At 55.1% G+C, this 24,752-nt stretch carries 21 protein-coding genes and 8 tRNA genes; 13 read left to right on the top strand and 16 right to left on the bottom strand.

All coding sequences use genetic code 11. The features are described from left to right. Positions 1–19: 19 nt before the first annotated feature. Together JYB84_RS07500 and JYB84_RS07495 are read right to left on the bottom strand one after the other, a co-directional pair. A complete protein-coding gene (locus JYB84_RS07500) occupies positions 20–1,753 on the bottom strand; it encodes a SulP family inorganic anion transporter (protein WP_207323139.1) in 1,734 nt (577 codons plus the stop codon). A gap of 152 nt (positions 1,754–1,905) precedes the next feature. Then, positions 1,906–2,514 (bottom strand): LysE family translocator, encoded by a 609-nt coding sequence (locus tag JYB84_RS07495; protein ID WP_207322788.1) that lies wholly within the window; start codon positions 2,512–2,514, stop codon positions 1,906–1,908. 97 nt (positions 2,515–2,611) lie between these two features. On the opposite strand from JYB84_RS07495, the gene JYB84_RS07490 reads away from it, so the two are divergent. The 5 genes from JYB84_RS07490 (at position 2,612) to JYB84_RS07470 (ending at position 8,677) form a co-directional block, all read left to right on the top strand. Beyond that, positions 2,612–4,012, top strand: a complete 1,401-nt coding sequence (locus JYB84_RS07490) for an aminotransferase-like domain-containing protein (protein ID WP_207322787.1) — start codon at positions 2,612–2,614, stop codon at positions 4,010–4,012. A 159-nt stretch (positions 4,013–4,171) separates the two neighbouring features. Continuing rightward, the gene (locus JYB84_RS07485; RefSeq protein ID WP_207323138.1) at positions 4,172–5,335 is read left to right on the top strand and encodes a multidrug effflux MFS transporter; all 1,164 of its coding nucleotides are present in this window, start codon (positions 4,172–4,174) and stop codon (positions 5,333–5,335) included. A gap of 364 nt (positions 5,336–5,699) precedes the next feature. After that, positions 5,700–7,421 carry an acetolactate synthase 3 large subunit gene (locus tag JYB84_RS07480; protein WP_207322786.1) on the top strand — a complete coding sequence of 574 codons (1,722 nt, stop codon included), beginning with the start codon at positions 5,700–5,702 and terminating at the stop codon, positions 7,419–7,421. Further along, a complete protein-coding gene (gene ilvN, locus JYB84_RS07475; protein ID WP_207322785.1) occupies positions 7,421–7,915 on the top strand; it encodes an acetolactate synthase small subunit in 495 nt (164 codons plus the stop codon). The genes JYB84_RS07480 and ilvN overlap by 1 nt, the downstream gene beginning before the upstream one ends. Before the next feature lie 207 nt (positions 7,916–8,122). Further along, positions 8,123–8,677 carry a hypothetical protein gene (locus tag JYB84_RS07470; protein ID WP_207322784.1) on the top strand — a complete coding sequence of 185 codons (555 nt, stop codon included), beginning with the start codon at positions 8,123–8,125 and terminating at the stop codon, positions 8,675–8,677. A gap of 12 nt (positions 8,678–8,689) precedes the next feature. Here the strand turns inward: JYB84_RS07470 and JYB84_RS07465 are convergent, their stop codons facing one another. Then, positions 8,690–9,400, bottom strand: coding sequence for a CPBP family intramembrane glutamic endopeptidase (locus JYB84_RS07465; RefSeq protein WP_207322783.1), 711 nt, complete (start codon positions 9,398–9,400; stop codon positions 8,690–8,692). 84 nt (positions 9,401–9,484) lie between these two features. On the opposite strand from JYB84_RS07465, the gene JYB84_RS07460 reads away from it, so the two are divergent. The 8 genes from JYB84_RS07460 (at position 9,485) to JYB84_RS07425 (ending at position 18,793) form a co-directional block, all read left to right on the top strand. Then, on the top strand, positions 9,485–10,183 hold the full coding sequence (locus JYB84_RS07460; RefSeq protein WP_207322782.1) for a TetR/AcrR family transcriptional regulator: 699 nt from the start codon (positions 9,485–9,487) through the stop codon (positions 10,181–10,183). 730 nt (positions 10,184–10,913) lie between these two features. Further along, positions 10,914–11,423 carry a hypothetical protein gene (locus JYB84_RS07455; RefSeq protein WP_228290908.1) on the top strand — a complete coding sequence of 170 codons (510 nt, stop codon included), beginning with the start codon at positions 10,914–10,916 and terminating at the stop codon, positions 11,421–11,423. A 289-nt stretch (positions 11,424–11,712) separates the two neighbouring features. Next, on the top strand, positions 11,713–12,045 hold the full coding sequence (locus tag JYB84_RS07450; RefSeq protein ID WP_207322781.1) for a hypothetical protein: 333 nt from the start codon (positions 11,713–11,715) through the stop codon (positions 12,043–12,045). Positions 12,046–12,235: 190 nt separating this feature from the next. Continuing rightward, positions 12,236–12,676: a hypothetical protein gene (locus JYB84_RS07445; protein ID WP_207322780.1), complete on the top strand. Its 441-nt coding sequence runs from the start codon at positions 12,236–12,238 to the stop codon at positions 12,674–12,676. A 1,063-nt stretch (positions 12,677–13,739) separates the two neighbouring features. Beyond that, positions 13,740–15,479, top strand: coding sequence for a DEAD/DEAH box helicase (locus JYB84_RS07440; protein ID WP_207322779.1), 1,740 nt, complete (start codon positions 13,740–13,742; stop codon positions 15,477–15,479). A gap of 57 nt (positions 15,480–15,536) precedes the next feature. Then, the gene (locus JYB84_RS07435; protein WP_207322778.1) at positions 15,537–15,794 is read left to right on the top strand and encodes a GrxA family glutaredoxin; all 258 of its coding nucleotides are present in this window, start codon (positions 15,537–15,539) and stop codon (positions 15,792–15,794) included. A gap of 108 nt (positions 15,795–15,902) precedes the next feature. Then, on the top strand, positions 15,903–17,252 hold the full coding sequence (locus JYB84_RS07430; protein ID WP_207322777.1) for a sensor histidine kinase: 1,350 nt from the start codon (positions 15,903–15,905) through the stop codon (positions 17,250–17,252). A gap of 14 nt (positions 17,253–17,266) precedes the next feature. Beyond that, positions 17,267–18,793 (top strand): HD domain-containing phosphohydrolase, encoded by a 1,527-nt coding sequence (locus JYB84_RS07425; protein ID WP_228290907.1) that lies wholly within the window; start codon positions 17,267–17,269, stop codon positions 18,791–18,793. A 49-nt stretch (positions 18,794–18,842) separates the two neighbouring features. Here the strand turns inward: JYB84_RS07425 and JYB84_RS07420 are convergent, their stop codons facing one another. The 13 genes from JYB84_RS07420 to tolA form a co-directional block, all read right to left on the bottom strand. Beyond that, complete coding sequence (locus JYB84_RS07420; RefSeq protein ID WP_207322776.1) at positions 18,843–20,027, bottom strand: DcaP family trimeric outer membrane transporter; 1,185 nt, start codon at positions 20,025–20,027, stop codon at positions 18,843–18,845. Positions 20,028–20,151: 124 nt separating this feature from the next. Further along, positions 20,152–20,227: transfer RNA gene (locus JYB84_RS07415), tRNA-Lys, on the bottom strand. A 36-nt stretch (positions 20,228–20,263) separates the two neighbouring features. Continuing rightward, a tRNA-Lys gene (locus JYB84_RS07410) sits at positions 20,264–20,339 on the bottom strand. A 33-nt stretch (positions 20,340–20,372) separates the two neighbouring features. Then, positions 20,373–20,448, bottom strand: a tRNA-Lys gene (locus JYB84_RS07405). Between the two features lie 20 nt (positions 20,449–20,468). Further along, positions 20,469–20,544 (bottom strand) — tRNA-Lys (locus JYB84_RS07400). A 36-nt stretch (positions 20,545–20,580) separates the two neighbouring features. Continuing rightward, positions 20,581–20,656: transfer RNA gene (locus tag JYB84_RS07395), tRNA-Lys, on the bottom strand. A 28-nt stretch (positions 20,657–20,684) separates the two neighbouring features. Then, positions 20,685–20,760 (bottom strand) — tRNA-Lys (locus JYB84_RS07390). Between the two features lie 35 nt (positions 20,761–20,795). Continuing rightward, positions 20,796–20,871, bottom strand: a tRNA-Lys gene (locus JYB84_RS07385). Positions 20,872–20,894: 23 nt separating this feature from the next. Next, positions 20,895–20,970, bottom strand: a tRNA-Lys gene (locus JYB84_RS07380). A gap of 137 nt (positions 20,971–21,107) precedes the next feature. After that, on the bottom strand, positions 21,108–21,842 hold the full coding sequence (gene ybgF, locus JYB84_RS07375; RefSeq protein WP_207322775.1) for a tol-pal system protein YbgF: 735 nt from the start codon (positions 21,840–21,842) through the stop codon (positions 21,108–21,110). Positions 21,843–21,872: 30 nt separating this feature from the next. Continuing rightward, positions 21,873–22,412 (bottom strand): peptidoglycan-associated lipoprotein Pal, encoded by a 540-nt coding sequence (pal, locus tag JYB84_RS07370; RefSeq protein ID WP_207322774.1) that lies wholly within the window; start codon positions 22,410–22,412, stop codon positions 21,873–21,875. Positions 22,413–22,436: 24 nt separating this feature from the next. Continuing rightward, positions 22,437–23,762 carry a Tol-Pal system beta propeller repeat protein TolB gene (gene tolB, locus JYB84_RS07365; RefSeq protein ID WP_207322773.1) on the bottom strand — a complete coding sequence of 442 codons (1,326 nt, stop codon included), beginning with the start codon at positions 23,760–23,762 and terminating at the stop codon, positions 22,437–22,439. Positions 23,763–23,771: 9 nt separating this feature from the next. Further along, positions 23,772–24,749, bottom strand: coding sequence for a cell envelope integrity protein TolA (gene tolA / locus JYB84_RS07360; protein WP_207322772.1), 978 nt, complete (start codon positions 24,747–24,749; stop codon positions 23,772–23,774). Positions 24,750–24,752 lie beyond the last annotated feature (3 nt).

Raw genomic sequence — 24,752 nt, 5'->3', positions numbered from 1 at the left:
GCAATGCCGGCTCAATTTCTTACAGGTGGCTGTGCTCCAGCACCAGGTCCAATTCAACAGGTCGCTTCAATGGTGGTGCCTGGCCCTCGGCGAGTGCCTGCCGATAAAGCTGACTCATCTTCAGTGCCAGATACAGATCCGAGCGGATCAGCAAGCCCCCCTCACCCGTAGGTATCCCCTGGGCCTCGCACCAGGTCAGCAGCTGGCGCTTTCGCCCAGCCAAAATCAGCCGTATTTGTTTGCGCTTGAAGAGGTTATGCAGATCCGACAGCATGGCCATCACACTGATATCCGCATGGGTAAAACTCGGCACCGCATCTATGATGACACACTCGGGAGTCACGGGTTCGGCCGCTATCCGTTCCAGTAACCGCCGTTTGAAGTAGCTGGCGTTAAAGTAGGTTAACGGAGAATTGAAGCGGTAAATAAACACCCCAGGCACGGCCTTGGCCTTGTCTGAGCCGTCGAGGCTGCGCAGCACCCCCTTGGCATCCAGTCCCAGACACTGATCCGTTGGCCGCATCACCACCTGCAGAAACTGGAACAGCCCCAGGAGTACGGCCAGGGTAATGCCGGGGATCACCCCAATCAGCAACACGGCCACAAAGGTGGTCAGCGCCAGCAAAAATGCCCGTTTGTCCCTGAGTCTGAGTTTCCACAGGGTTTTGAGATCGATGAGCGACCAGGAAGCCACCACCAGCACTATCCCCAGGGCAGATTGGGGTATAAAGGCCAGCGGCGCGGTAAACAACCAGGCCACAATGCCTATGATAAGAGCCGCTATCAGGGACACCAACTGGGTTTTACCGCCGGCGGCATCGTTGACCGCGGTGCGCGAATCGGCACCACTGACGGCAAAGCCCTGTGACAGGGCCGAGGCGATATTGGCCATTCCCAGGGCGCGAAATTCCATATCGGGGTCGATATCGTAGCCGTTTTTCGCTGCGAAACTGCGGGCCGTCAACATCATGCTGACGAAACTGACCATGGCCAGGTTGAGTGCCGGCATCACCAGCTCACGGGCCAGGCCCAGGTCAAACACAGGCACCTGTACCCCCGGCATGTCCAAACTGATCTCGCCAACCAGGACCACACCGTATTGGGTCAGATCCCCGCCCCAGCTCACCAGGGTACAGGCCAGGATCACCACCATGGTCGCCGGCCAGCTCGGTTTAAAGCGCTTCACCAGCAGGTAAACCAAAATGGCCCCCAGGCTCATGGCCAGGGTGGCCCAGTGCACGTCGGACAGGTAATTGGGTACGGCCGCCAACCTGTCCAGCAGGTAGCGCTCGTCAAATTTGAATCCCAGGATCTTCGACAGCTGGCCCACAATAATGGTCAGGGCCACACCGTTAAGCAGTCCCATCAGGATTGGCTTGGAGAGGAAGTCGGCAAGGATCCCCAGTTTGAACCGACTTGCCACCAGGCACCAAAAGCCGGTCATGGCCGTCATGGTCATCACCAGCTGCCAGTGCTTGACGCTGTCACCACCGGCCAGCGGCGTCACCACGGCGGCCACCACGGCGCAGGTGGCGGCATCGGGACCGACGATCAATTGCCTTGAGGTGCCCATCAGGGCATAAACCAACATGGGCAGAACGCAGGAGTAGAGCCCCACCAGGGGATTCACCCCGGTCAATTGGGCATAGGCGATGGCCACGGGCAAGGCCACGGCCGTGACCGATAATCCCGCCTTAATATCATCGGCAAACCATTCACGGCGATAATCTTTGAAAGATGCCAGACCCGGCATCAGGGAACGCCAATCCACCAACTGCTAACCTCCTGCAGATCCTGAGCTCCTGCCTTATCCTTGAAAAATAGCAGTTTGTCTATCCCCTCGGATGAAATATTTCCGCAACAGGCCTTATCCGGAGCAGATTTTCAGCAGTTCGCGCTTCCCTGTCAGTGCAGCAGCATGGGCAAGGTGGACAGCAGGGCCATGCCCATAGTGAGATTGAATCCGCGACGCCGCCGCGGGGTGTGCAACCAGCGGGCGATGGCCTTGCCCACCCACACCCAGGTAAAGGAGGCGGGAAAGCCCACCAGATTAAACACCAGCACCCCGCCCAGGGCACTCTGCCAGTAATCCTGACCCGCCAGGGTAAAGGCACTGCACAATGTCATCACCGCCATCCAGCTTTTGGGGTTGATCCACTGAAACATGGCCGCCTCGGGAATGGTCATGGGCTTGCTGCTAACCCTGTTGCCGGCGGAAGCGCCACCACCAAGCATAATGCCAATCGCCAGATAGGCCAGATAGCCGATGGACAACCACTTGAGTATCTCGTGCAGCAGCGGCCATTGGCTGAACAACGACCCCAGGCCCAGCAACACCGCCAGATGCAGTGAGGTGGTGCCCAGGCGGATCCCCAGCAAGTGCGGCAAGGTGCGGCGCACCCCGAAGTTGGCGCCGGAAGTGGCCAGCAGCACATTGTTGGGCCCCGGCGTCATGGTCATGGTGATGCAAAACAGCGCGGCAGACATCAGCAGGGTAAGCAGGTTGCTATCCATCAAACACTCCTTATTGTATGGGTACAATTATCACTGGAAAGGGTGATTTTGATCGCATACTATAGGAACAATTGCACGAATCAACGGAAATATTGTCATGGTTACAATTTGGGTACCGACCCTGGCCGAAGGCAGCGACAGCAAGTATCACAAGCTGGCCAATGCCATAGCCAACGCCATTGAAAGCGGCGAGCTGGCCCAGGGCTGCAAGCTGCCGCCCCAGCGGCGCCTGGCCGATGCCCTGGGCGTCACAGTGGGCACAGTCACCCGGGCCTATGGCCTGTGCGAGCAACGGGGCTGGGTCGAGGCCCGGGTGGGTGACGGCACCTATGTGCGCCATCGCAGCAAGATCACAGAGCAGACCGAGGCCATTTCCGATCTGGCCGGCTGTGCCCAGCGCATGACAGATCAGATCCAGCAATGCAGCGATGCCATGATGCGCATAGCACGCGATCCGCAGCGCCTGGGGCAGTTGTTGCAATACCAACACCATGCACTGCCGCACCAGCAACGCCTGTTCTGCAGTTGGTTGAAGACCCAGGGGATACAGGCACGGCCCGAGCAATTGCTGTTCTGTCAGGGCGCCCAGCAAGGGATCCATGCCCTGCTCAGCGCCATCTGCGCCCCGGGTGATACCGTGCTGCACGAGGCCTGGTGTTTTACCGGCATAGGCATAGCCGCCCGTCAATTGCATCTGAACACCCTTGCTGTGCCGTTGACCGAAGATGGTCTTGATCTGCAGGCGCTGGAGCAAGCCATGATGGAGCACAGTCCCAAGGCGCTCTACATCACCCCAAACAACCAGAATCCCACCTGCATCGGCTACAGCAAGGAGCAGCGCCTTGCCATACTGGCACTGGCCAGACGCTTTGAGGTGCTGGTCATTGAGGATGATGTCAATTACTGCCTGGATGATGAGTGGTCGCTGCCGCTGTGGCACTACGATCAAATTCACCAAGAGGCCAAGGACCACGGCGACAGACAAAGCCATAATCCGGAGCGGGGCAATGTGGTCTATGTATCGAGCCTGTCAAAGCGGTTTGCCGGTGGGCTGCGCCAGGGCTATATGTTGCTGCCCCAGGCCCTGTTACCCAGGGTCAATCAGGCGCTGCTCGCCAGTTGCTGGATGGTCAGCAGCCTCAACATTGAATTGGCCTGCGAGCTGCTGCAACAGGGTGCCATTCATCAAAAGCGCGACCCTTTAATCAGGCAGATCCGCGCCGCCGGTCTTGCCATGGCGGACAGCCTGGGGCTTAAAAGCCGCTGGCGCGGCCTCAATGGTTTCCTTGAACTGCCGCCCCAGGTGCAGGCCCAATCCCTGGTGACCCAGTTGGCAACGGAAGGCATTTTGCTGCGCAGCGCCGCGGAGTTCGGCGATCCCGCCAATGCGGTGCGCCTCAGCATAGGTCGTCTGCCCGAAGACAAATATCAGGACATATTCAATCGCATAGCTCAGGCCATCCGGGAACAGCTCTATGGCTGCATCGCCGTTACCTGAATACATTTGCTTGCAATTATGGAGCAGTAAAGTCGGTCGGCTGTCATTGGCGGCCGGGAGCGGCAGGGCTAACATTGACCGGCTCGCGCACCAACAATTCAATGCCAAACGAGGTTAGATTTGGACAAAACAGACACAGCCATTGACAGCAGCATTGCCATGCCGAGCAAGGTGCTGCTCATCCCCTTGCTGGCGGCCATAGTGGCCATCAATCCGCTGGCCATCGACATGTACCTGCCGGCCATGGCGGACATAGCCGCGGGTTTTGGCAGCGATATCACCACGGTGCAGCAGTCCCTGAGTCTGTACCTTGCAGGCTATGCCATCGGCATGTTGCTCTTTGGCCCCCTGGCGGACCGCTTTGGCCGTCGCCCCCTGGTGTTGCTGGGCCTTGGCGGCGCCACTGTCCTCAGCCTTGCCGTCAGCTTTGCCCATTCCATTGAGCTGTTTCTGGTGCTGCGTTTCCTGCAGGCCTTTATCGGCGCGGCGGCCACGGTTGTGGTGCCGGGTTATATCAAGCAAATTTACGGCGAGCACACGGCCAAGGGCATGTCCTATGTGAGCCTGATTATGATGCTGGCGCCCCTGCTGGCGCCGAGTATCGGCAGTCTTATCCTCGGCATCAGTCATTGGCAGATGATCTTCTGGCTGCTCAGCCTCTATGCCGGCGCGGCGCTGCTGCTGGTGTGGCGCAAGCTGCACCTGCCCGTGACCCTGGTGCGTCACGATGCCAAACCCGGTTTTTTACGCTCCTACGCCACTGTGCTCAGCCGCCGGGGCGTCAAGGGCTATATCGGCAGCGGCGTACTGACCTCGTTTGCCTATTTTTGCTACCTGACCGCCTCCCCCTTTGTGTTTATGGAGGTCTTCGGTCTCGACAGTCACTGGTTTGCCATAGTATTTGCCTGCAATGTCGGCGCCCTGATGGCGGCCAACATAGTCAATACCCGTATCGTCGGCCGCTTTGGCTCCAGGCGCATGCTCCACGCCGCCACTGTGCTGGGCATGTTCTTCGGTGCCTGCCTGGTGTTGGTGAATCTGCTGGAGCTGGATTATCAAATCACAGTGCTGGTGCTGATGGCGTTTATGGCTTGCCTGGGGATCATGTCGGTCAATGCCGACGCCCTGGTGCTGCTGAAATTCCAGCATGAAACCGGCACGGCCACCGCGGTTATAGGCACCCTGAGATTTGGCTGCGGCGCCTTCGCAGGTCCGCTGCTGGCGCTGTTTTATACCGGCACCGCCCTGCCCTTCGCGCTGCTGATGTTTGCCTCTGTGCTGCTGGCCTTCGTCAGTCAGCGTCTGGCAAGTCAGGAACACTAACCCCTTTGCGGGCCTCTTTTTGAGGCCCCTGTTATTTGCAATTCCACACAATCCACTGAGATTTCGTTAATCTTTGCCGCTGACTGCTGCAGATTGCCAGCACGAGTTCCACCTGTAGATGAAAATCCTTCATGCTGAGCTTTTATCCGGAATAAGGCCTTGCACTCGGCGATAAAGTTTTTATGATGAATGTCTGTCCTTTTGCGACAGTTGCCAACGGCTCTTGAGTCGGACGCGGCACCTTACCGGTGGCCCTGGCAATTGCGCGCTTTGGCACCACCCTGCCAAATCGCCGGTAATGCGATGACCCTCGCTGACACACTTGCCGTTTACCTTGGCGGCATATTGATTAAAAGGATGCACTATGGAACAGCTTTCTGGCGCCAGCATGATAGTTCGATCTCTGATCGACGAAGGCGTAAAACACATTTTCGGTTATCCGGGCGGTTCGGTTCTGGATATCTACGATGCCCTCCACGAAATTTCCGGCATAGAACACATTCTGGTGCGCCATGAGCAGGCCGCGGTCCACATGGCCGACGGTTACGCCCGCGCCACCGGCAAGGTGGGTGTGGTGCTGGTGACCTCGGGCCCCGGCGCCACCAATGCCATTACCGGCATAGCCACCGCCTACATGGACTCCATTCCCCTGGTGGTGCTTTCCGGTCAGGTACCCAGCAGCCTGATAGGCAATGACGCCTTTCAGGAATGCGACATGATTGGCATCTCCCGCCCGATAGTGAAGCACTCTTTCCTGGTCAAAGATCCGGCGGAAATTCCCGAGGTCATCAAAAAAGCCTTTTATATCGCCGCCAGCGGCCGTCCCGGCCCCGTGGTGGTGGATTTGCCCAAGGACACCCTCAATCCGGCACTGAAATTCGACTACGTCTATCCGGGCGAAGTGAAGATGCGCTCCTATAACCCCACGGTTTCAGGCCACAAGGGCCAGATCCGCCGGGGCTTGCAGGCGCTGCTGGCGGCCAAGAAACCGGTGCTGTACGTGGGTGGCGGCGCCATTATTTCCGCCTGCCACAAGCAATTGCTGGCGCTGTCGGAGCGGCTCAATATTCCCGTGGTCAATACCCTGATGGGCCTTGGCGCCTTTCCCGGCACCCACCCCAACAACATAGGTATGCTTGGCATGCATGGCCGCTATGAGGCCAACATGACCATGCACAACAGCGATCTGATTTTCGGCATAGGGGTGCGCTTTGACGACCGCACCACCAACAACGTGGAAAAATACTGCCCCAATGCCACCATTTTGCACATAGACATAGATCCCTCCTCCATCTCCAAGACGGTGCGGGTCGACATTCCCATAGTGGGCAGCGCCGAGTTTGTGCTGGATGAAATGCTGGCCCTGCTGGATGCTGACAGCTCCCTGGGCAACGACGAAGCCGCCCTTGATTGTTGGTGGAACGACATCAACCAGTGGCGCGCGCGCAAGTGTCTGGCGTACCAGAGCAGCGGCGAAAAAATCAAGCCCCAGCAGGTGATCGAAACCCTGTATCGTCTCACCCAGGGTGAGGCCTATGTCAGCTCGGACGTGGGCCAGCATCAGATGTTTGCCGCCCTCTACTACCCCTTTGACAAACCCAGACGTTGGATAAACTCCGGCGGTCTCGGCACCATGGGCTTTGGCCTGCCTGCCGCCATGGGCGTCAAGATGGCGTTGCCGGATGAAACCGTGGTGTGCGTTACCGGTGACGGCTCAATCCAGATGAACATTCAGGAGCTGTCCACCGCACTGCAATACGATGTGCCGGTGAAAATCATCAATCTCAACAACCGTTTCCTTGGCATGGTCAAGCAGTGGCAGGACATGATTTACTCAGGTCGCCACTCCCATTCCTATATGGATTCCGTGCCCAACTTTGCCAAAATTGCCGAGGCCTATGGCCACGTGGGTATGACCATCACCCGGCCCGACGAGCTGGAAAGCAAACTCGCCGAAGCCCTGGCCATGAAGGACCGCCTGGTGTTTGTCGACATCAATGTCGATGAAACCGAACACGTCTACCCCATGCAGATCCGCGGCGGGGCAATGAACGACATGTGGCTGAGCAAAACGGAGAAAAGCTGATGCGCCGAATCATATCTGTGTTACTGGAAAACCAACCCGGCGCCCTCTCCCGTGTGGTGGGCCTGTTTTCCCAACGTGGCTACAACATTGAGTGCCTGACGGTGGCGCCAACGGACGATCCGACCCTGTCGCGGATGAACATCACGGTCGCCGCCGATGAAATGGTACTGGAGCAAATCGAAAAGCAACTGCACAAGCTTATCGACGTGCTCAAGGTGTCCAACATTACCGAGGCCGCCCACATAGAGCGGGAGCTGGCCCTGGTGAAAGTCAAGGCCCAGGGGGAACTGCGGGAAGAAATCAAGCGCACCGCCGACATCTTCCGCGGCCAGATAGTGGACGTCACCGCCCAGCTGTACACCATACAAATGGCCGGTACCAGCGAGAAGCTCGATGCCTTTATCGCTGCCCTTGGCGAAGTCACCAAGGTGGTGGAAGTGTCCCGATCCGGCGTGGTGGGCCTTGCCCGTGGCGACAAGGCCATGCGAGCCTGAACCTGATCTCAGCCCATCAATAAAGGCCAGACTCAGTCTGGCCTTTGTTTTTTCGCGGTTTATTATCGAAGCACTGAAGCCTCACCTTGGCGGCAAGAATGCTTCAGCCCAATGGTTTTAGCAGGTATATACTCTAAAGGTGCCACCCGGGCATGAAATCCGCCATGACGCCCGCACAAGCGAGGGCCAAACGGCACGGGGGAAAACATGTTTGATAAAGACGCTTTTATCCAGGACTGTATCAGTGCCAGAAAAGACGGCGCCGATGCCCTGCGTGACCTGATGCTAAACGCCGTGGCCAGCCCCCAGGGCGTGTTTGCCGCCTTCGGCGAACCTCAGCATGCGGGCATAGTGCCACTGTACCGCTCGGCCGAACTCACCATCATCCACTTTGTCTGGGCCCCCTGCATGAGCCTGATGCCCCACAATCACCAGATGTTTTCCGTGGTCGGCATCTACAGCGGCCGGGAGGACAATATCTTTTGGCGCAGAACCCCCGGCAGCATAGAGACCAGCGGCGCAGCTTCTCTGGGCGCCGGCGATGTCACAGTGCTCGGCAGCGATGCCATTCATTCGGTACTCAATCCCATAGGCAAGATGACCTGTGCCCTGCATGTCTATGGCGGCGATTTCTTTGCTCCCGAACAGCCCAGGAGCGAGTGGGATCCCGAAACCCATCAGGAACAGCCCTGGGATGTGGTCAAGGTCAAAAAGCTGTTCCAGGAAGCCGAAGACAGGTTCAATCAATTCTCCTCGCACTAATCGCCTGTGGAATTAGGCCGGGGCAAAGCGCAGTGCCAACAGGCCCACGCCATCGGTCAGGGTGTGGGCCAGAATATTGGTCCACAGATCCCGTCGCCACAGATAGAGCCCGGTCAACAAGGCGCCGGCTATGGCCACAAAAATCAAATGTCCCGCAGACCAGCTCCTGGCATGCACGGCCACAAAGAAGATCAGCGACAACAGCGCCCCCAATTGCCTTTGGCCAAATAAGGTTCCCAGCCGTTCCAGCAGATATCCGCGAAACAGGACTTCCTCCACTATCCCGGCTCTGAGGGCCATGCCTATCACCATCCAGGGCGGCAGCGTCTTGAGATCCAGGCTGTTCATCTGCGAAGGATCCAGTCCCACAGCCTTCAGCAAGCCCTGTATCAGGGGATAGAGGAGCAACAGCGCCAGCCCGGCGACAAAACCCCAGCCAAGGCCGGCCCAACGCGGCTTGCTCAGGCCCATGCTCGACCAGGGTGAGCGCTCACCGAAGCGCACCGTCAACAGCAATGCCGCGGCCAACAGCCAAAAACACAGCTCGCCAATGGCGACGCTGACAGTCTGCCCGGCGCCCGGAAACCAGCTCTTGGGGCTGTAAAGGGCCAGCAGCGTCGGCACCCCGAGTGCCAGCGCCAATCCGGCCCAAAGGGCGCGGCCCTTCACGGACGTGGTCAGATTGGTCCCACCCTCGGGGGTATTGGAATAAGTGGTACTCATAAGCTTCCTCGACAAAACGCTTGATGTTGACAGTGACAACATGAGACCATGCGAATGTTGTCACTGTCAACATGAATTGGAACCATGACTAAAAATACTGAACGAGACACTGAACGAGACACTGTACGAGACAAGAAAGACAAAAAAGACAAGAAAACCCAATACCACCACGGCGATCTGCGTGCCGCCCTGGTACAGGCCGCCGGCGAAATACTGACGAGCGAAGGACCCGATGCCCTCAGCCTGCGGGGCGTGGCCGCCCGGGCTGGGGTATCCCACAGCGCCCCCTACCGCCATTTCACCGACCGCCGAGCCCTGCTCTCTGCCGTGGCCAGCGAGGGTTTCCGAGAACTGGCACATCGGCAGCGCAGCCACAGCAATGACGTCACCACCAACCTTACCGAGGTAGGCCGCAGCTACCTGCAATTTGCCCTGGAGCATTCGGCCATGTACCGGCTGATGTTTATGTCGGATATCCTTGAAGCCAACCCGGATCCCGATATCGCCCGTATGTCACGGGAAGCTTTCGAGACCCTGCGCCAGTCCATCAACGCGCTGCTGCCGGACTGTCGCCACACGGGCGCCCTGTGCATCATGATGTGGTCGCAACTCCATGGACTGGCGCAGATGCTGCTGGAAACCCGGCTCAGGGATTGGATGCGCGATGGCGTGGATGACGACGGCATGATAGAAGCCGCCTGCACCACCCTGCCCGAGACCATTAAGCATGCCGCCGGCGTACTGGCAGCCAAGGCTACTGCACAGCAAGGTCTCAGCGATTAAGCCGCAGATGGACTTTATGATGTTAATACCCTTGCCCAGAGGCAGGCTGGGCGCCCCCGGCTGGATACCCAGGACCTGCTGCCGCCGGAGCGGCGGGTATCTCTTGTTTCTAGCATCAGATGCAATTAATCACCTGCCGTGGGCTTTCGCACTGCCTCACCCGTGACACGCTGACTCTTGGTTTAAAAATCAGCGTCCATGGGCGCTCACCGGTGCGGCAATGCTTGTTCAAAGGTGTTCCACTCCGGCAATTGTGAATCCTCAGGTTTAAGTTCAGAAGCACTTTAATTTTCCACTTGCCCAACGGTAACAACCTCTGACAAGATGCTGATTCAAGGAGATAAAACAAGGTTCAGGGACGAAGCAAAGCACTTCAGCCCGTGCGGTAGCCATGCCGCTTGCCGACTCCTTTGCAGCCTGAATGCCGCACGGTTTCCCTCTACATCGCAGAGGTTCTGCATTGTTATTGCCAATGGCAAAAACGCAAGCACGGTTTTCTGCATTTGATGGCACGATTTCATAGGGTTAACGTGGCTATTATTGAAAGAAATCAAAGTATTCAATGAAAACCAAATTCAGATAACAGGCCGTTAAAAAGTGCAAAGCGTGCCAGCACGCTTTGCTTGTAAATTGATGTGGACAAAATCGGCTAACCCGAGGAATAATCGGTAAATTCTCCGGCACGCTTTTCACTGGTCTGAGGGCGAAAACGTACCTGTAAGGTAACGGAATGAGCTGCTTCATTCCGTTAGTTGAAGCCGAAAGGCCTCCGGCCTGCCACGCGGTGATAAATGAGCCGGCACATTATACAAAGGTTAAGTTTCAAGGAGAGGCTGTGCCAGAGTTCAAAATACTCAATCACGTCATAGACTACATGGAAGCGACAGGTTCAACCTATAAGCTTGTTACTTTATCTGTTGATCAAGAACTTGTAGATCAGATAAATGAGCAAAACAAAACCTCATATACGCTCACCGAGTTAGAGAAAGCTACTGATAAGTGCTTGGCACACGAATGGCTTGAGCATGCAACCATGGGTGGTGGCAAGTATGGCAGCTTGAGGATTACTCCTAAAGGTGTTGGTGCGGCAAGGTCTAAAAGAAAATCTGAGGAGCAAAAAGCTTCTAGAGGTCCTCTTAAAAAAGCGTCTGATTATGTTGAAGATCATAAGGGGCTATTTGTTGTTCTGGGTTTCTTATTGGCTTTAGCAACTCTCTCACTCAAAATTTTTGAAGGGTGATTTATGAAGGACAAAAGCTTTACTGTTGAACTGAAGTGCTTGTTTTGTGATTGCCCGTTAGAAGGTGATACTGAGAGAGAGTATGTTTCGGGAGATATGCTCGAATGCCAGAATTGACATGAGCTTAATGATTACGACGCATTGATTGATGTTGCTGCTGAAGAAGGTAAAGCACTTGTAGCCGATTATGAGCAGAAAGAGATCGAGAAAATGCTCAAAAAGGCATTTAAAAAATGAAACTTAACAAGGCCAGTCAGCAGCGTTATAGCTCTTGTGAAGTAGGAGAAACATGGAAGAACACACAAAATTAGAATGCTGCTTTCGTTTTCTCTCGCTATCTAAGGGTGAAGCAAATTCTTTGAAGTCATTTTTCAAAAACGTAAATTTCGGTAGGCACTTTAAAACTGGAGAAATTACAGCAGTCGTTGAATTATCACATGAAGCCATCCCAGTCATTCAACATTTTATCGAGACTGCTAAAGTTTCTCACTCTAACAGAGACATATTTATTTCAGTTACATCTATCTATGACTCTCAGATTGTTGATATTCCAAATTTTGTAAACCAAGCAGCGGCTCTATTAGATACAAAATTGGTTTTTTCGTATACATGCACAAATTGAGCTATAACCAGTTGCTCAAGTTTACTCCGCCTGCCGAGGCTGGCTCCGTGGGACTGGCGCGTGGCGCCAGCCCCTTAGCAAAGCGTTATAACTTCTACTAGACAAGGGTGTATTGTTAGCATCAGGGAGAGATAAAATTAGTAACTTCATTACAAAAGAACACAAACTGCTATTGATATTAGGCATATGCATGCTTATTGCAATATTCATTATCAAATGGGCAAATGAAGATAGCCCTATTTTTAGACCTCTGATACAAGATATGCGTTTGGTTGACTCTGTTCAGATAGCCGATGTGTTAGATCAAGAGCAAATTACTTATTACGCAGACGTTAAAAATCATATGCTTTATGTAAATCAAGAGCAGACTGAGCTTGCTCGTGTTTCACTTGCTAAAATAGGCATAGTCATCGAGTACCCAGAGATAACTAAGCATAGTGACCTGAATAAAGCTTTTGATGAATTCGTCAAACAAAAAAAGACAAATGAGGAAACAGAAAAAATTTGGCAGAGACTATGGTTTTTTAAAATGGTCAAATTGGTTATGGGAGCTCTCATTATCATTGTCTTAATACTTTCAGTAGTTCGTCCGGCATTGAGAGAGATAATATTGGATGAAAATAAAAAATAGTTATAACTAGACGTTTAAAAAGTCGGGCACTTAAAAGCTTGCTGTGCCCCTTCGTCGCCAATATTAGCAAGCTTCAATCTAACCGCTTTGCACGGTCATTATAAGTCATTGGAGAACAAGTGCTAAGTTCAAAATGTCCTTGGTGTGCTGAAAAGATTTCTACACAACACTTAGGTAGCCGAAAGCGTAAAACCAAGCCGAAATGGTATCAGTTAACTCGGCGCACACAGGTCTGTCCGTACTGTAATAATCCAGTTAAAATTAATAGCACGTCGGTATCTGGCCTACTTTTATTCATGCCATTACTTTTATTAGGAACAAGTCAGGCTATATTGGGTAAAACCTTTTTAGCTGACTATTACCTGGAAGAAATTGGATTTGCACTTGCTGTTACCGGTTTCATTATTACTTTATTTACAATTAAATTAGATAAGGCTGAGGACTTATAACAAATTGCTCAAGGTTACTTCGCCAGCCGAGGCTGACTCCATAGAACTGGCTTGTGGCGCCACCCGCCCCTATGCAAAGCGTTATAACTCAAAGGAGTGAGCCATCAAAACGTGTCCATACTTCACAAAACCGCTGCCTTTTTTTAATATCATCCGGCAGCGTATGACATTATCGGAAACAAAACCGCTAATTTGCCCATCATGCAAGTCTGTCGTATCAGCGGAAGGAAGAGCAAGCCTGTGGCCATCGTGCTTGATAGGTACATCTGGCGGCTATCTCCTGGGTAAATTATTGGGCGGTTTTAGTCCTGTAATCATGGGTTTCGCTGTCATTGTTGGCTTAGTCCTCTTCATCATTTCATCTTACTTCACCGCTCCAATTCGCGATGCGTAGAATGGAGTTATCACGAGAGACTGTGGCATTCCGCCAATCATGATTACGTCAGTTCAGTTAATTTTTCCCCTGCGAGTAGCTGCCTGTGACTTCATCCCGTCCCACTTACAATCACCCAGGTTATTCCATTTCCCCGCTTATCTTTTGACTGGCCTTGTCTTTTGACAGCAGCCTGCGGCTGCTACACTGTGGCCCCTTTACCACTGCCGGGCACTGTTTATTGAAACTCCGCAATTATCAGCAAGATGCCGTCGATGCGGCGCTGCACCATTTTCGAAGCAGCAAGGAATCTGCCGTGTTGGTGCTGCCCACCGGGGCCGGCAAGAGTCTGGTGATCGCCGAGCTGGCGCGGCTTGCCCGCGGCCGGGTGCTGGTACTGACCCATGTAAAGGAGTTGGTGGCCCAGAATGCCGACAAGGTGTCTGTGCTCACCGATGCGCCGGGGATCTTCTCCGCCGGTCTTGGGCAAAAACAGGCCAACGACAAGACTGTGGTGGCCTCGGTGCAGTCGGCGGCCCGCAATCCCAAGGCTTTCGACACGCCCTTTTCCCTGGTCATCATAGACGAGTGCCACAGGGTGAGTGTCGACAAGGACAGCCAATATCAGCAGTTGCTGAGCCAACTGAAACAGTGCAATCCCGACCTCTTGCTGCTGGGTCTGACCGCGACTCCCTATCGCCTTGGCTCGGGCTTTATTTATCGCTGGCACGTGCATGGCAAGGTGGGCAATGACAAAGATCCGAGCTTCGAGCGCTGCATCTTCGAATTGCCGATGCGGCCCCTGATAAAACAGGGTTTTCTCAGTCCGCCCCTGCTCCTCGATGGCCTTGCGGCCCAGTATGATTTCAGCGCCCTGACACCCGGCGAAGGCGGCGATTACGCCGGCGCCGAGGTGGAACACATATTGGACAGCAGCGGCCGCGCCACCACGGCAATCATCAAACAGCTTATCGACCTTGGCCGCAGCCGCGCCGGGGTGATTATCTTTGCCGCCTCGGTGCGCCACGGTGAAGAAATCCTCACCTTGCTTGAGGGTGAGAGCGCGGCCCTCATAACCGCCGACACCGACGGCAAGGAACGCGACCAACTCATCAGCGCCTTCAAGGCCCGGCAGCTTAAGTTTCTGGTCAATGTGGCCGTGCTGACCACGGGGTTTGATGCGCCGCACGTGGACTTGATTGCCATCCTCCGCCCCACGGCCTCGGTCAGCCTGTTCCAGCAAATGGTGGGCCGCGGCCTGCGCATCGCCGAGGGCAAAAATGACTGCCTTATCATAGATTACGCCGCCAATGGCTACAGCCTCTTTTATCCCGAGGTGGGCAAACCCAGGCCCGACAGTCGCAGCGTTCCTGTACAGGTGCCCTGCCCCGAGTGCGGCTTTGCCAACACCTTCTGGGGCAAACTGGATGGCGACGGCGACATAGTCGAACACTACGGCCGCCGCTGCCAGGGAATGGTAAGTGTTGAGCCACCGCGGCAGTGCAGCTTCCGCTTCCGTGCCCGCATCTGTCCCGACTGCGGCGCCGAAAACGATGTGGCGGCCCGGGAATGCCAGCAATGCCGCTCGGCCTTGGTGGACCCGGACAAACACCTGAAAGCCGTGCTCGGCCACAGGCACCATCACCTGTTCAAGGTCAGCGATATGCAGCTGCAGGCAAACGATGAGGTGCTGGAAGTGATTTACAGCGACGTGGATGGCAACCCTTTCAAAGAGAAATTCCATATGAGCACCGCCGCCCAGAGGCGCGCCCTCTATGCCCTGTTTATCCTGCCACACAGCCGCGCGCCCGGCACCGCCATGCCCAGGTTCAGCCGCCCGGAGGAACTGGTGGCGGCCAGGGCGCTTTTTCGCAGTCCCGATCTGTTGCTGCTGAAAAAAAACAAATACGGCTGGGAGCTGGTGCGCAAGTTCTTCGACTATCAGGGCCACTACAGCAGCGCCGCACGTTTTACCGGGTGAATATCAATTGCGCTGCGGCTGTGGTATAAATTGCGCACATTTATTTGAGGAGCTGACATGAACGTAGTCATTTTTGGCCGCCCCGGCTGTCCCTATTGTGTCCGCGCCGTGCAACTGTCCGAGCAGTTGACCGAAAAGCGTGACGACTTCAAATTCCGTTATGTGGACATGTATGAGGAAGGGATCAGCAAGGAAGATCTGTCTAAGACCATAGGTAAACCCGTGGCGACAGTACCGCAGATTTTTCTCAACGATCAGCACGTTGGCGGCTGCACCGATTTCGAAGCCTATGTCATGAGCAATCAGCTGCTCTGAGCCTGCCTGAATTCTGGATTGGCCTGCCCCGCGCAGGCCTTTTTGTATCCGGCGTTCACAACGCCTTGGTCTATGCTTTAACTGTGTCGTCACCATTGGAATGCATCAATGGAAACACTGTTGAAAACCATTATTGAAAACGTCTCCAACACCCGCGGTCAGGCGTTTTTCAATACCATTACCCAGGCCCTGCACCAGGCGGTCAAGGCTGATTTTACCCTGGTGGCCCGTATCGACCGGGTCAATAACTGCGCCCATACCCTGGCGCTGGCGGCGGGTGACTCCCTGGTGGACAACATCAGCTACAGCCTGCAGGGTACCCCCTGCGCCAATGCCGCAGATGACAGCATTTGCTGTTACCCAAGCGATGTCTGTGCCGCCTACCCGGCGGATACCCTGCTGCAGGAGATGAAGGTGCAAGGCTACATAGGCACGCCCTTGCACAGTCTCGACGGCACTGTTATGGGCATCATAGTCGCCATGTATCACCAGCCCATAGAAGATGAGCAAAAGACCCTGGCGCTGTTCAAACTCTTCTCCGGCCGAATCGAGGCCGAAATGGAGCGGGTTGACCAGGAAGAAAAGGCCCTCAATGCCCAGCAGCAGCTGCAAAAGCTTATCCGCGAACGTACCGCCCATCTGGCTCAGGCCACCGAAGAGCTGAAAGAAATTCAACATCATCTGATCGAGTCGGAAAAAATGGCCGCCCTGGGTAATCTGGTGGCCGGGCTGGCACATGAGGTCAATACCCCCCTTGGGGTGGCTATCACCACCCAGAGCCTGCTGGAAGAGCAGCTGGAAAATCTGGCCAGGCAGTTTGCCAGCCAGGAACTGAGCGAGCAGGATCTGAGCGATTTCCTGCTTCTGTCCCGGGAAGCCATGCCGCTGCTGCGGCTCAATCTGGAGCGGGCGGTGGAACTGGTGCAAAGTTTCCGCCGCACCGCCGCCGATCAGCATTCCAGCGAGCGCAGTCTGCTGGATATCGCCAGTTATTACCAACAGGCCTTACTAACCCTCAAGCCTTTGTTGAAGCCGGTTCAGGCCGAGCTGGAGCTCGATATTCCCGAGGATTGGCATCTGGAAACAATCGCCGGGACCCACGCCCAGATCCTCACCAACCTTGTCAGCAACAGCGTCCAGCATGGCTTCAATGGCCCGGGTCCCCACAGGATCAGCATCCAGGGCCGGCGCAGTCCCGATGGCCTGTACGAAATCATTTACCGCGACAATGGCTGCGGCCTGACCAGCGAAAGCAAAAAGCACCTGTTCGAACCCTTTTACACCACGGCCAGACACAAGGGCGGCGTGGGGCTGGGCATGTCAATTGTGTTCAATCTGGTCAATCAACAGCTCAAGGGACGGGTGAGGTTGCTCGATGATGCCCCCGGCTTTGGCCTCAGTTACAGCTTTGCTGATCTTGCCATGACAGGCGAGCCAGAGCGTGCCGTCGGAACCTGATTGGAGTGTCTGCAGTGAAGTTCAAAACCAATTTCAACACCAAGCAAATGCCGGAAGCCACAGCATCCCGGGAACAAACCTGGCATATTTTGATAGTGGATGATGAAATCGCCATTCATCAGATCTCACGCCTGGTACTGGCCCGCAAGCAGGTGCTCGGCAGACCCTTGCAGCTGCACTCGGCCATGTCGGCGGCCGAAGCCAGGGAATTGCTTGGCGGCGACACCGAATTTGCCATGGCCTTTATCGATGTGGTGATGGAGCAGGACGACGCCGGCCTGACCTTGGTGGACTGGATCCGAAACGAGCTGAAAAACAGCACCATACGCCTGATCCTCAGAACCGGACAGGCGGGGTTGGCACCTGAGGATCAGGTGATCACCCGCTACGACATCAATGACTATAAAACCAAGACCGAGCTGACCGCCCAGAAGCTGGTCACAGCTGTGTATACGGCTATCCGGGGCTACCGTGACATAGTTACCATACAGCGCAGCCTGGAGGCGTTCAGACGCCTGATTGAATGCTCCACCGACATACTGAAAATCCGTGACCTGAGTAAGTTTGCCAGCGCAGCGCTGGCCAATCTGTTGTCCCTGATGGACATGGACAGCTCGGCACTCTACATAGTACGGCGGGAGAAAAACTTCTATCAGGAAGAGCAGGAGGTGGCCCTGGCAAGTTGTGGTCGGTTCGATACCGACAGCAATGGCGCCGATCTGCCTCAAACAGTCAGAAACAGAATCGATAACGCCTTTCGCAACGGCAAGAGTAGCAATGAAAACGGCATCTTTGTCGGGGTGTTTGCCACCAGTCAAGACACCTCCTCTGTGCTGTACATCGAGTACAACGAACACAGTGAGGGTTTCAATTCCTCCCTGGCGGAGCTGTTCGCCAACAACCTGGCCCTGGTGCTGGAAAGCCTGGTCACCCATGCCCAACAGGAGCAGACCCAGCATGAACTGATGTACATAGTGGGGGACGCCATTGAGGCCAGGAGCAAGGAGACCGGCTCCCACGTCAAACGGGTATCCCTGCTGTGCGAACTCATAGCCGAAAAACTGGGGCTGCCGCCCTCCTTCGTCCATGCCATCAAGATTGCCGCGCCACTGCACGATATCGGCAAGGTCACCACCCCCGAAGCGATTTTGCACAAGCCCGGTCCGCTGGATCCCGATGAGTGGGCCATAATGCAAAGTCATGCCACCGTGGGTGGCTCCTTGCTGTCACGCTCCTCCCTGCCCATTGCCCGCATGGGGGCCACCCTGGCCCGCTACCACCATGAATGCTGGGATGGCAGCGGTTATCCCGAAGGCCTCAAGGGCAAGGATATCCCAATGGAGGCGAGAATTATGGCCCTGGTGGATGTGTTTGACGCCCTGGGCTCCAAACGCAGTTATAAGACCCCCTGGCCCGCGGCCAAGATCCGCGCCTATCTGTTGGAGCAGAGCGGCAAAAAATTTGATCCGTCACTGGTGCAGGTGCTGCTGGACAATTTCGACCTGTGCCAGGAGGTACGCCGCCGCTACCCCGATAATTAGACAAAAAAAACGAAGCCTAAGCTTCGTTTTTTAATCTCCAACCCGCGTGTTAAAGCACGTACTTGGCCGAGAAAATCACCCGGTTCAAATCACCGTCGTCGCCATTTTCCTTGCTGTTGGTGGCATACATGTATTCCACACCGAAGGTCAGCGGCTTGCTTGGGGAATACAACAGGTTGACGTAGCCCGAATAGGCATCCTTGTTGATGTTGCTGCCGGTAATATCGACATCGTTATCGACCGACATGCCGGAAACAGTGAAACTGGAGCGCCACTTGTCATTCCACCAATGGCGATATGAAATGAAGCCGCCGTAAGAGCCGATGGTATCGAGATTACCATCAGCATCTATCATGGCGGCATTGGCAAAATTGAGCCCCAGATAACGTCCCAGGCCCTCACCCCAGGTTGCGGTGAAGCGAATATCATCCTGTCCCACAGGAATAACACCTGAGAAGCTGGCTCCGTAGCCCAGCACAGTGTCATCGATGTTGAGCTTTTCAAGGGTCAACTGCCGACCAATCGCCGCCACGGAAAATGAGGCGCCGCCCTCTGTTTTGAAGTTATAGCGGGCAACCATATCGGGGAGCATGCCAGAACCACCGACAATCCTGTCTTTACCGCTGGCATAGCCTACAAGGCTGCCATTTTCCTTCACTTCGGAGCCGCTGACCGTCGTTTCAGGGTTTTCTATCGCAAACTGGAATCCGCCGTCGGTATAGCGCAGCAGAGTCTGACGCACGAAGGGCGTGCCATCGGCGGCACCGACGAAATCGAGGTTTTCCGGCAGAGCGCCCGGGTTCTGGAAGGTGGTCCAGGTTTGACCCATGGTCCAGTTATCGTAACTGACAAAGGCATGGCGGATCCTGGGGGAATAGCTGTTGCTGACCCGCTCGTCACCATCGGTATGGGTCATAAAGTCCAGTTCAATAAACCCACTCAGAGTATGACCATCCAGATCCGTGGTGGTTTTAAAGTTAAAACGGCTTTCACGGGCATGGAAATCCACCACCTGCTCGCCGTTGCCGGCCTTGCCATAGATAGTGCCTGGCACATAAAACTGTCGGGATAAATATCCCGAATCCGGTGCGCCATTGCTGTAATCACTGAACATCACATCAGCTTTAATGTAACCGCCAAACTTAAAGTCGGTTTTGCCCGCTTCGGCGTTGGCGCCACCGGCCAGCGTCATAAGTGCTGCTGCCAGTGCGATTGATACTGGTGCTTGTTTCATTGAGCTTGCTCCCTGATTTTTATTATTGGTCAACAGCAATATGAACAAATAAACAGCAGGGTTATATTAGCAATAGGTCTATGAGACCAAAGTAGAAAACAGCAGCTTGTGGAAGCAGAAATGATGGTGGGTCGTGAAGGATTCGAACCTTCGACCAATTGGTTAAAAGCCAACTGCTCTACCGACTGAGCTAACGACCCATCTGAGGTACCGCGGAATGTGCACTCTTGAAAGAGTGGTGGGTCGTGAAGGATTCGAACCTTCGACCAATTGGTTAAAAGCCAACTGCTCTACCGACTGAGCTAACGACCCGCAAAAGATTTGGCCTGTACCCCGGCGCAAGGGTGGTGGGTCGTGAAGGATTCGAACCTTCGACCAATTGGTTAAAAGCCAACTGCTCTACCGACTGAGCTAACGACCCGTATTGTGTTCCGGCGATGATGGTGGGTCGTGAAGGATTCGAACCTTCGACCAATTGGTTAAAAGCCAACTGCTCTACCGACTGAGCTAACGACCCATCTGAGGTACCGCGGAATGTGCACTCTTGAAAGAGTGGTGGGTCGTGAAGGATTCGAACCTTCGACCAATTGGTTAAAAGCCAACTGCTCTACCGACTGAGCTAACGACCCATATTGTGTTTGCCTGCCCCACCAAAAGTGGTGGGTCGTGAAGGATTCGAACCTTCGACCAATTGGTTAAAAGCCAACTGCTCTACCGACTGAGCTAACGACCCATTAGGCAATGGTTTATCCGGAACAACACTTGGAGTGGTGGGTCGTGAAGGATTCGAACCTTCGACCAATTGGTTAAAAGCCAACTGCTCTACCGACTGAGCTAACGACCCGCGGATAAACGGACAAGTTGAAGTGGTGGGTCGTGAAGGATTCGAACCTTCGACCAATTGGTTAAAAGCCAACTGCTCTACCGACTGAGCTAACGACCCATTCAATTTGCCCCCGTCACGGCCTGAGCCGCTCCGAGGGCGCCTATAATACCTTTTTCATCTTTGCATGCAAGCGCAAATTCCCTATTTTTTGCCGTCTGCATGAAAAACAAACTAAGAGTATGTTTTTTAGTTAATTAACCTTTTAAAGCACTTAGCTGCTGCTGTGCAATCCGCGCCGCGGCGCTGTTTGCGTACTCTTTCAGTACCTTCTGATACCAATTTTTGGCGCCGGCTTTATCGCCGGATTTTTCGGCAATCAGACCCAGCTTGACCATGCTGTCGCCCCGCTTACCGGAATCGGTAAAACGATTGACCACAGCGGTGAACGCCTGCTTGGCTTCATCCAGTTGGTTCTTATTATAGAGCAACTGTCCAAGCCAGTAGTTGGCATTCGCAGCATAGGTGGAGTCAGGATATTGCTTGATGAAACCCCGGAAGGCATCGGTGGCCTCGTCATACTGGCGCTCCTTGAGCACCAGATTGACCGCCCGCTCATAGAGTGCCGTCTCGTCCAGGCTGGCGTCCGGGGCCGAGGCCTCCGGCGTCGCCGCAACACTGCTGCTGGCCTGGGCCGGCTGGGCCGACAGATTGGCAATCTCATCATAGAGTTGACGCTGACGCTGCAGCATCTGATTGATCTGGTAGTTCTGCTGTTCGGTCAAACCGCGCAGATCCAGCACTTCCTGTTGCAGGGTGTCCACCCGGCGCAGCAGATCCAATTCCGTCTGCTGCTTGGCCTTGACCACACGCTCCAAACGGGCAATACGCTCGTCCAGACTGCCGCCACCCAGATCTTCCACCGGCGCGGGAGCCGCCTGCACTGCAGTGCCGGCCAGCAACAACGCCATTGCCAATACGCTTTTATTCATCAATCTCAATCCTGTCTCTTGGGGTTATCCTCAGTAAACCAGTACCGCACGGCGGTTCTTGGCAAAGCCGTCATCACTGCGTGACATGTCCTGTGGCTTCTCTTCACCATAGCTCACTATGCTGATTTGGCCGGGTTGCACGCCCATGGCCTGCAGATACTTGGCCACGGCCTTGGCACGGCGCTCACCCAGGGCAATGTTGTACTCGGGAGTACCGCGCTCATCGGAATGACCTTCGATCAGCACGCGCACGCTGGGGTGTTCCAGCAGGTAGTTACCGTGGGCATTGAGTATGTCCACGTATTCACCCTGCACTTCGCTGCGGTCAAAATCGAAGTAAATAATATTCTCACGGCGCATTTGTTCTGCCATCTGACGCTGCTGCTCTTCGGGGGACAGTATGGTTGACACACCGCCGGTTTCAACGCCACCCGTCATGCTGCTGTCGCTGCCACCCATGGAGCCGCTGCCGCCGGTAGCGTCTGTGGCTGAATCGGTCGAACTACAGGCACCCAGCGCCAGGGCCGGTACCACAATCAGCATAGTTTTGAGCAATTTGTTGAGTTCCATTAAATAATCCTTCTTTGATAACTGTTACAGAAACGGTGACCAAGCGGGTGATTTCACGTCACCCTGCCCCACCGGCAATCTTGCCTTGAAGCGTCCATCTGTGGACACGGCAGCGAGCACCTGCCGGCCCTGGTGTGTGGTGCCATAGATCACCATGGTGCCATTGGGCGCCACACTGGGAGATTCGTCCAGACGGGTGGAGGTCAGCACCTGCATAAAGCGGGTTTCCAAATCCATCCGGGCTATATTGAATTTACCGTTGGTACGGTTGACAAACACCAGGCTGTTGCCATCGGGGGTGATGGAACCACCCAGGTTCCATTCGCCTTCAAAAGTCAGGCGGCCTATTTTGCCTGATGCCAACTCTACGCTATAGAGCTGTGGACGACCACCCCGCTCTGAAGTGAACAGCAGCGAGCGACCATCGGGGAACCAGGAAGGCTCGGTATCAATGGCGTAATGGTTGGTCACGCGCTTGATGGCCTTGGTATCGATATTAATAGTGTAAATTTCCGAATTGCCGTCCTTGGACAGGGTCACCGCCAGGGTCTTGCCATCGGGAGAAAAGGACGGAGCGCCGTTGATACCGGGGAAACTGCTGACCAAAGTCCGGTTCTGGCTGTAAATGTCCTGCACATAGATTTCGGCCTTCTTGTTCTCGAAGCTGACATAGGCCAGACGACGACCATCGGGAGACCAGGAAGGTGACATCAAGGGCTCGGGGGAGCGCAGCAACATAACCTCGTTATAGCCGTCATAATCGGCAACCATCAGTTTATAGGGCAGTTTCTCATTGTGATTGACCACCACGTAGGCGATGCGGGTCAGGAAGGCACCGCGGATCCCTGTGAGCTTCTCATAAACTATGTCACTGATCCTGTGGCCATATTGGCGGAATTGGGCGGCACTGATGACAGTCTCACGGCTGTCGAGCAGCAATTCTTCCATGGCGCGGGGGCCATTACCGGGCACCTGGGCCTTGACCAGATCGATAAGATCAAAGGTCACCATATACTGGTCCGGGCCAAAGGGCTTGATGGCACCCACCACCAGCGCCTCGGCATTCATGCCACTCCAGGCCTTGGCGGTGAACTGCTTCACCGAAGCCAAACCACGCTGTGGCAGATTGAGTTCATCCAGCGGCTTGAAGGTGCCGCTGCGGGTCAGATCCGAAGCGACCACATCGGAAATCTGTGACGGCACGGGGCCTGTGCCCTGCCAAACAAAGGGCATGACGGCGATGGGACGGGCCGCGTCGATACCGTCGGTGATCACTATGTCCAGCGCCGCCCGGGCCGGCACGCTCAGCACTGCCGCGAGCAACAGTGCGCATTTAAGCAAAAGTTTCATGTAGCTCCCTTAATTGAACTCGGGTTTGTAAATAATGTTCAGTTCTTTCATCTTTTCGTACACCTCGGCCTGAGGTGATACGGGCAAGCGTTGCAGCCTCTGAATGGCGGCCTGGGTGGCACGGCAAACCTGGGCGTCGCCCTGCTTGACGCGGCTGCTGATCACAAAACCGTCTTTGGCCAGTTTCACCACCATCTCGCAGCTCTTGCCACGCATGCTGTCTTCTTTCTGTACGTTGCGCTGCAGCGTGCTGGCGATCATCGCCTGATAACGGCTCAGTTCAGACATCACCTGCTGGTTCTTGGCGGCACTGATGGTGTCCTGCTCGGACGCCATCATGTCGGCCAGTTCCTGCTCGCGGCGCTTGGCTTCCTCGGCCGCCTTGCGTTTGGCTTCTTCCTCGGCCTTGCGTTTACGCTCGGCTTCTTCCTTGGCCTTGCGCTCGGCTTCCTTACGCTTACGCTCTTCCTCGGCCTTGCGTGCAGCCTCTTCCTCCGCCTTGCGCTTGTCGGCGGCTTTCTTGGCGGCTTCCTCTTCGGCCTGACGCTCCTTTTCCTTTTGCTTGCGATCGGCTTCGGCCTTTTGGGCCTTTTCCTTTTCCTGCTGTTCCTTCAGCTTGGCAGCCTTGGCAGCGTCGGCGGCCTTCTGGGTTTCAATTTCTTTCTGCTTGCGCTCGGCTTCCAGCTTGCGGATCCGCTCCTGCTCCAGCTCGCGGGCGCGCTTGGCTTCATCGGCCTTGCGCTCCAACTCTTCCTGACGGGCACGCTCACGCCTTTCCTCGTCGCGTTTTTTCTGCTTGAGCTCTTCCACCCGCGCCGCCACCTTGCCAGAGTCTATGACCACAGCCTGCACCGCAGGCGCACTGGCCGCCGGCATTGGCGGCGGTGTGTGCTGGAAGTCTATGCCCAGCGCCAGGATAAGTATCACGCCGCCATGAATTGCAGCTGAAATGATAAGTGGAAGCTTAAAGTCTGAATTCACTGCCACACC

It is taken from the genome of Shewanella cyperi, from assembly GCF_017354985.1.
In the GTDB taxonomy this organism is placed as follows: Bacteria; Pseudomonadota; Gammaproteobacteria; order Enterobacterales; family Shewanellaceae; genus Shewanella; species Shewanella cyperi.
The sequence above is the reverse complement of the archived record's forward strand: the minus strand, read 5'-3'. Positions and strand labels throughout refer to the sequence as shown.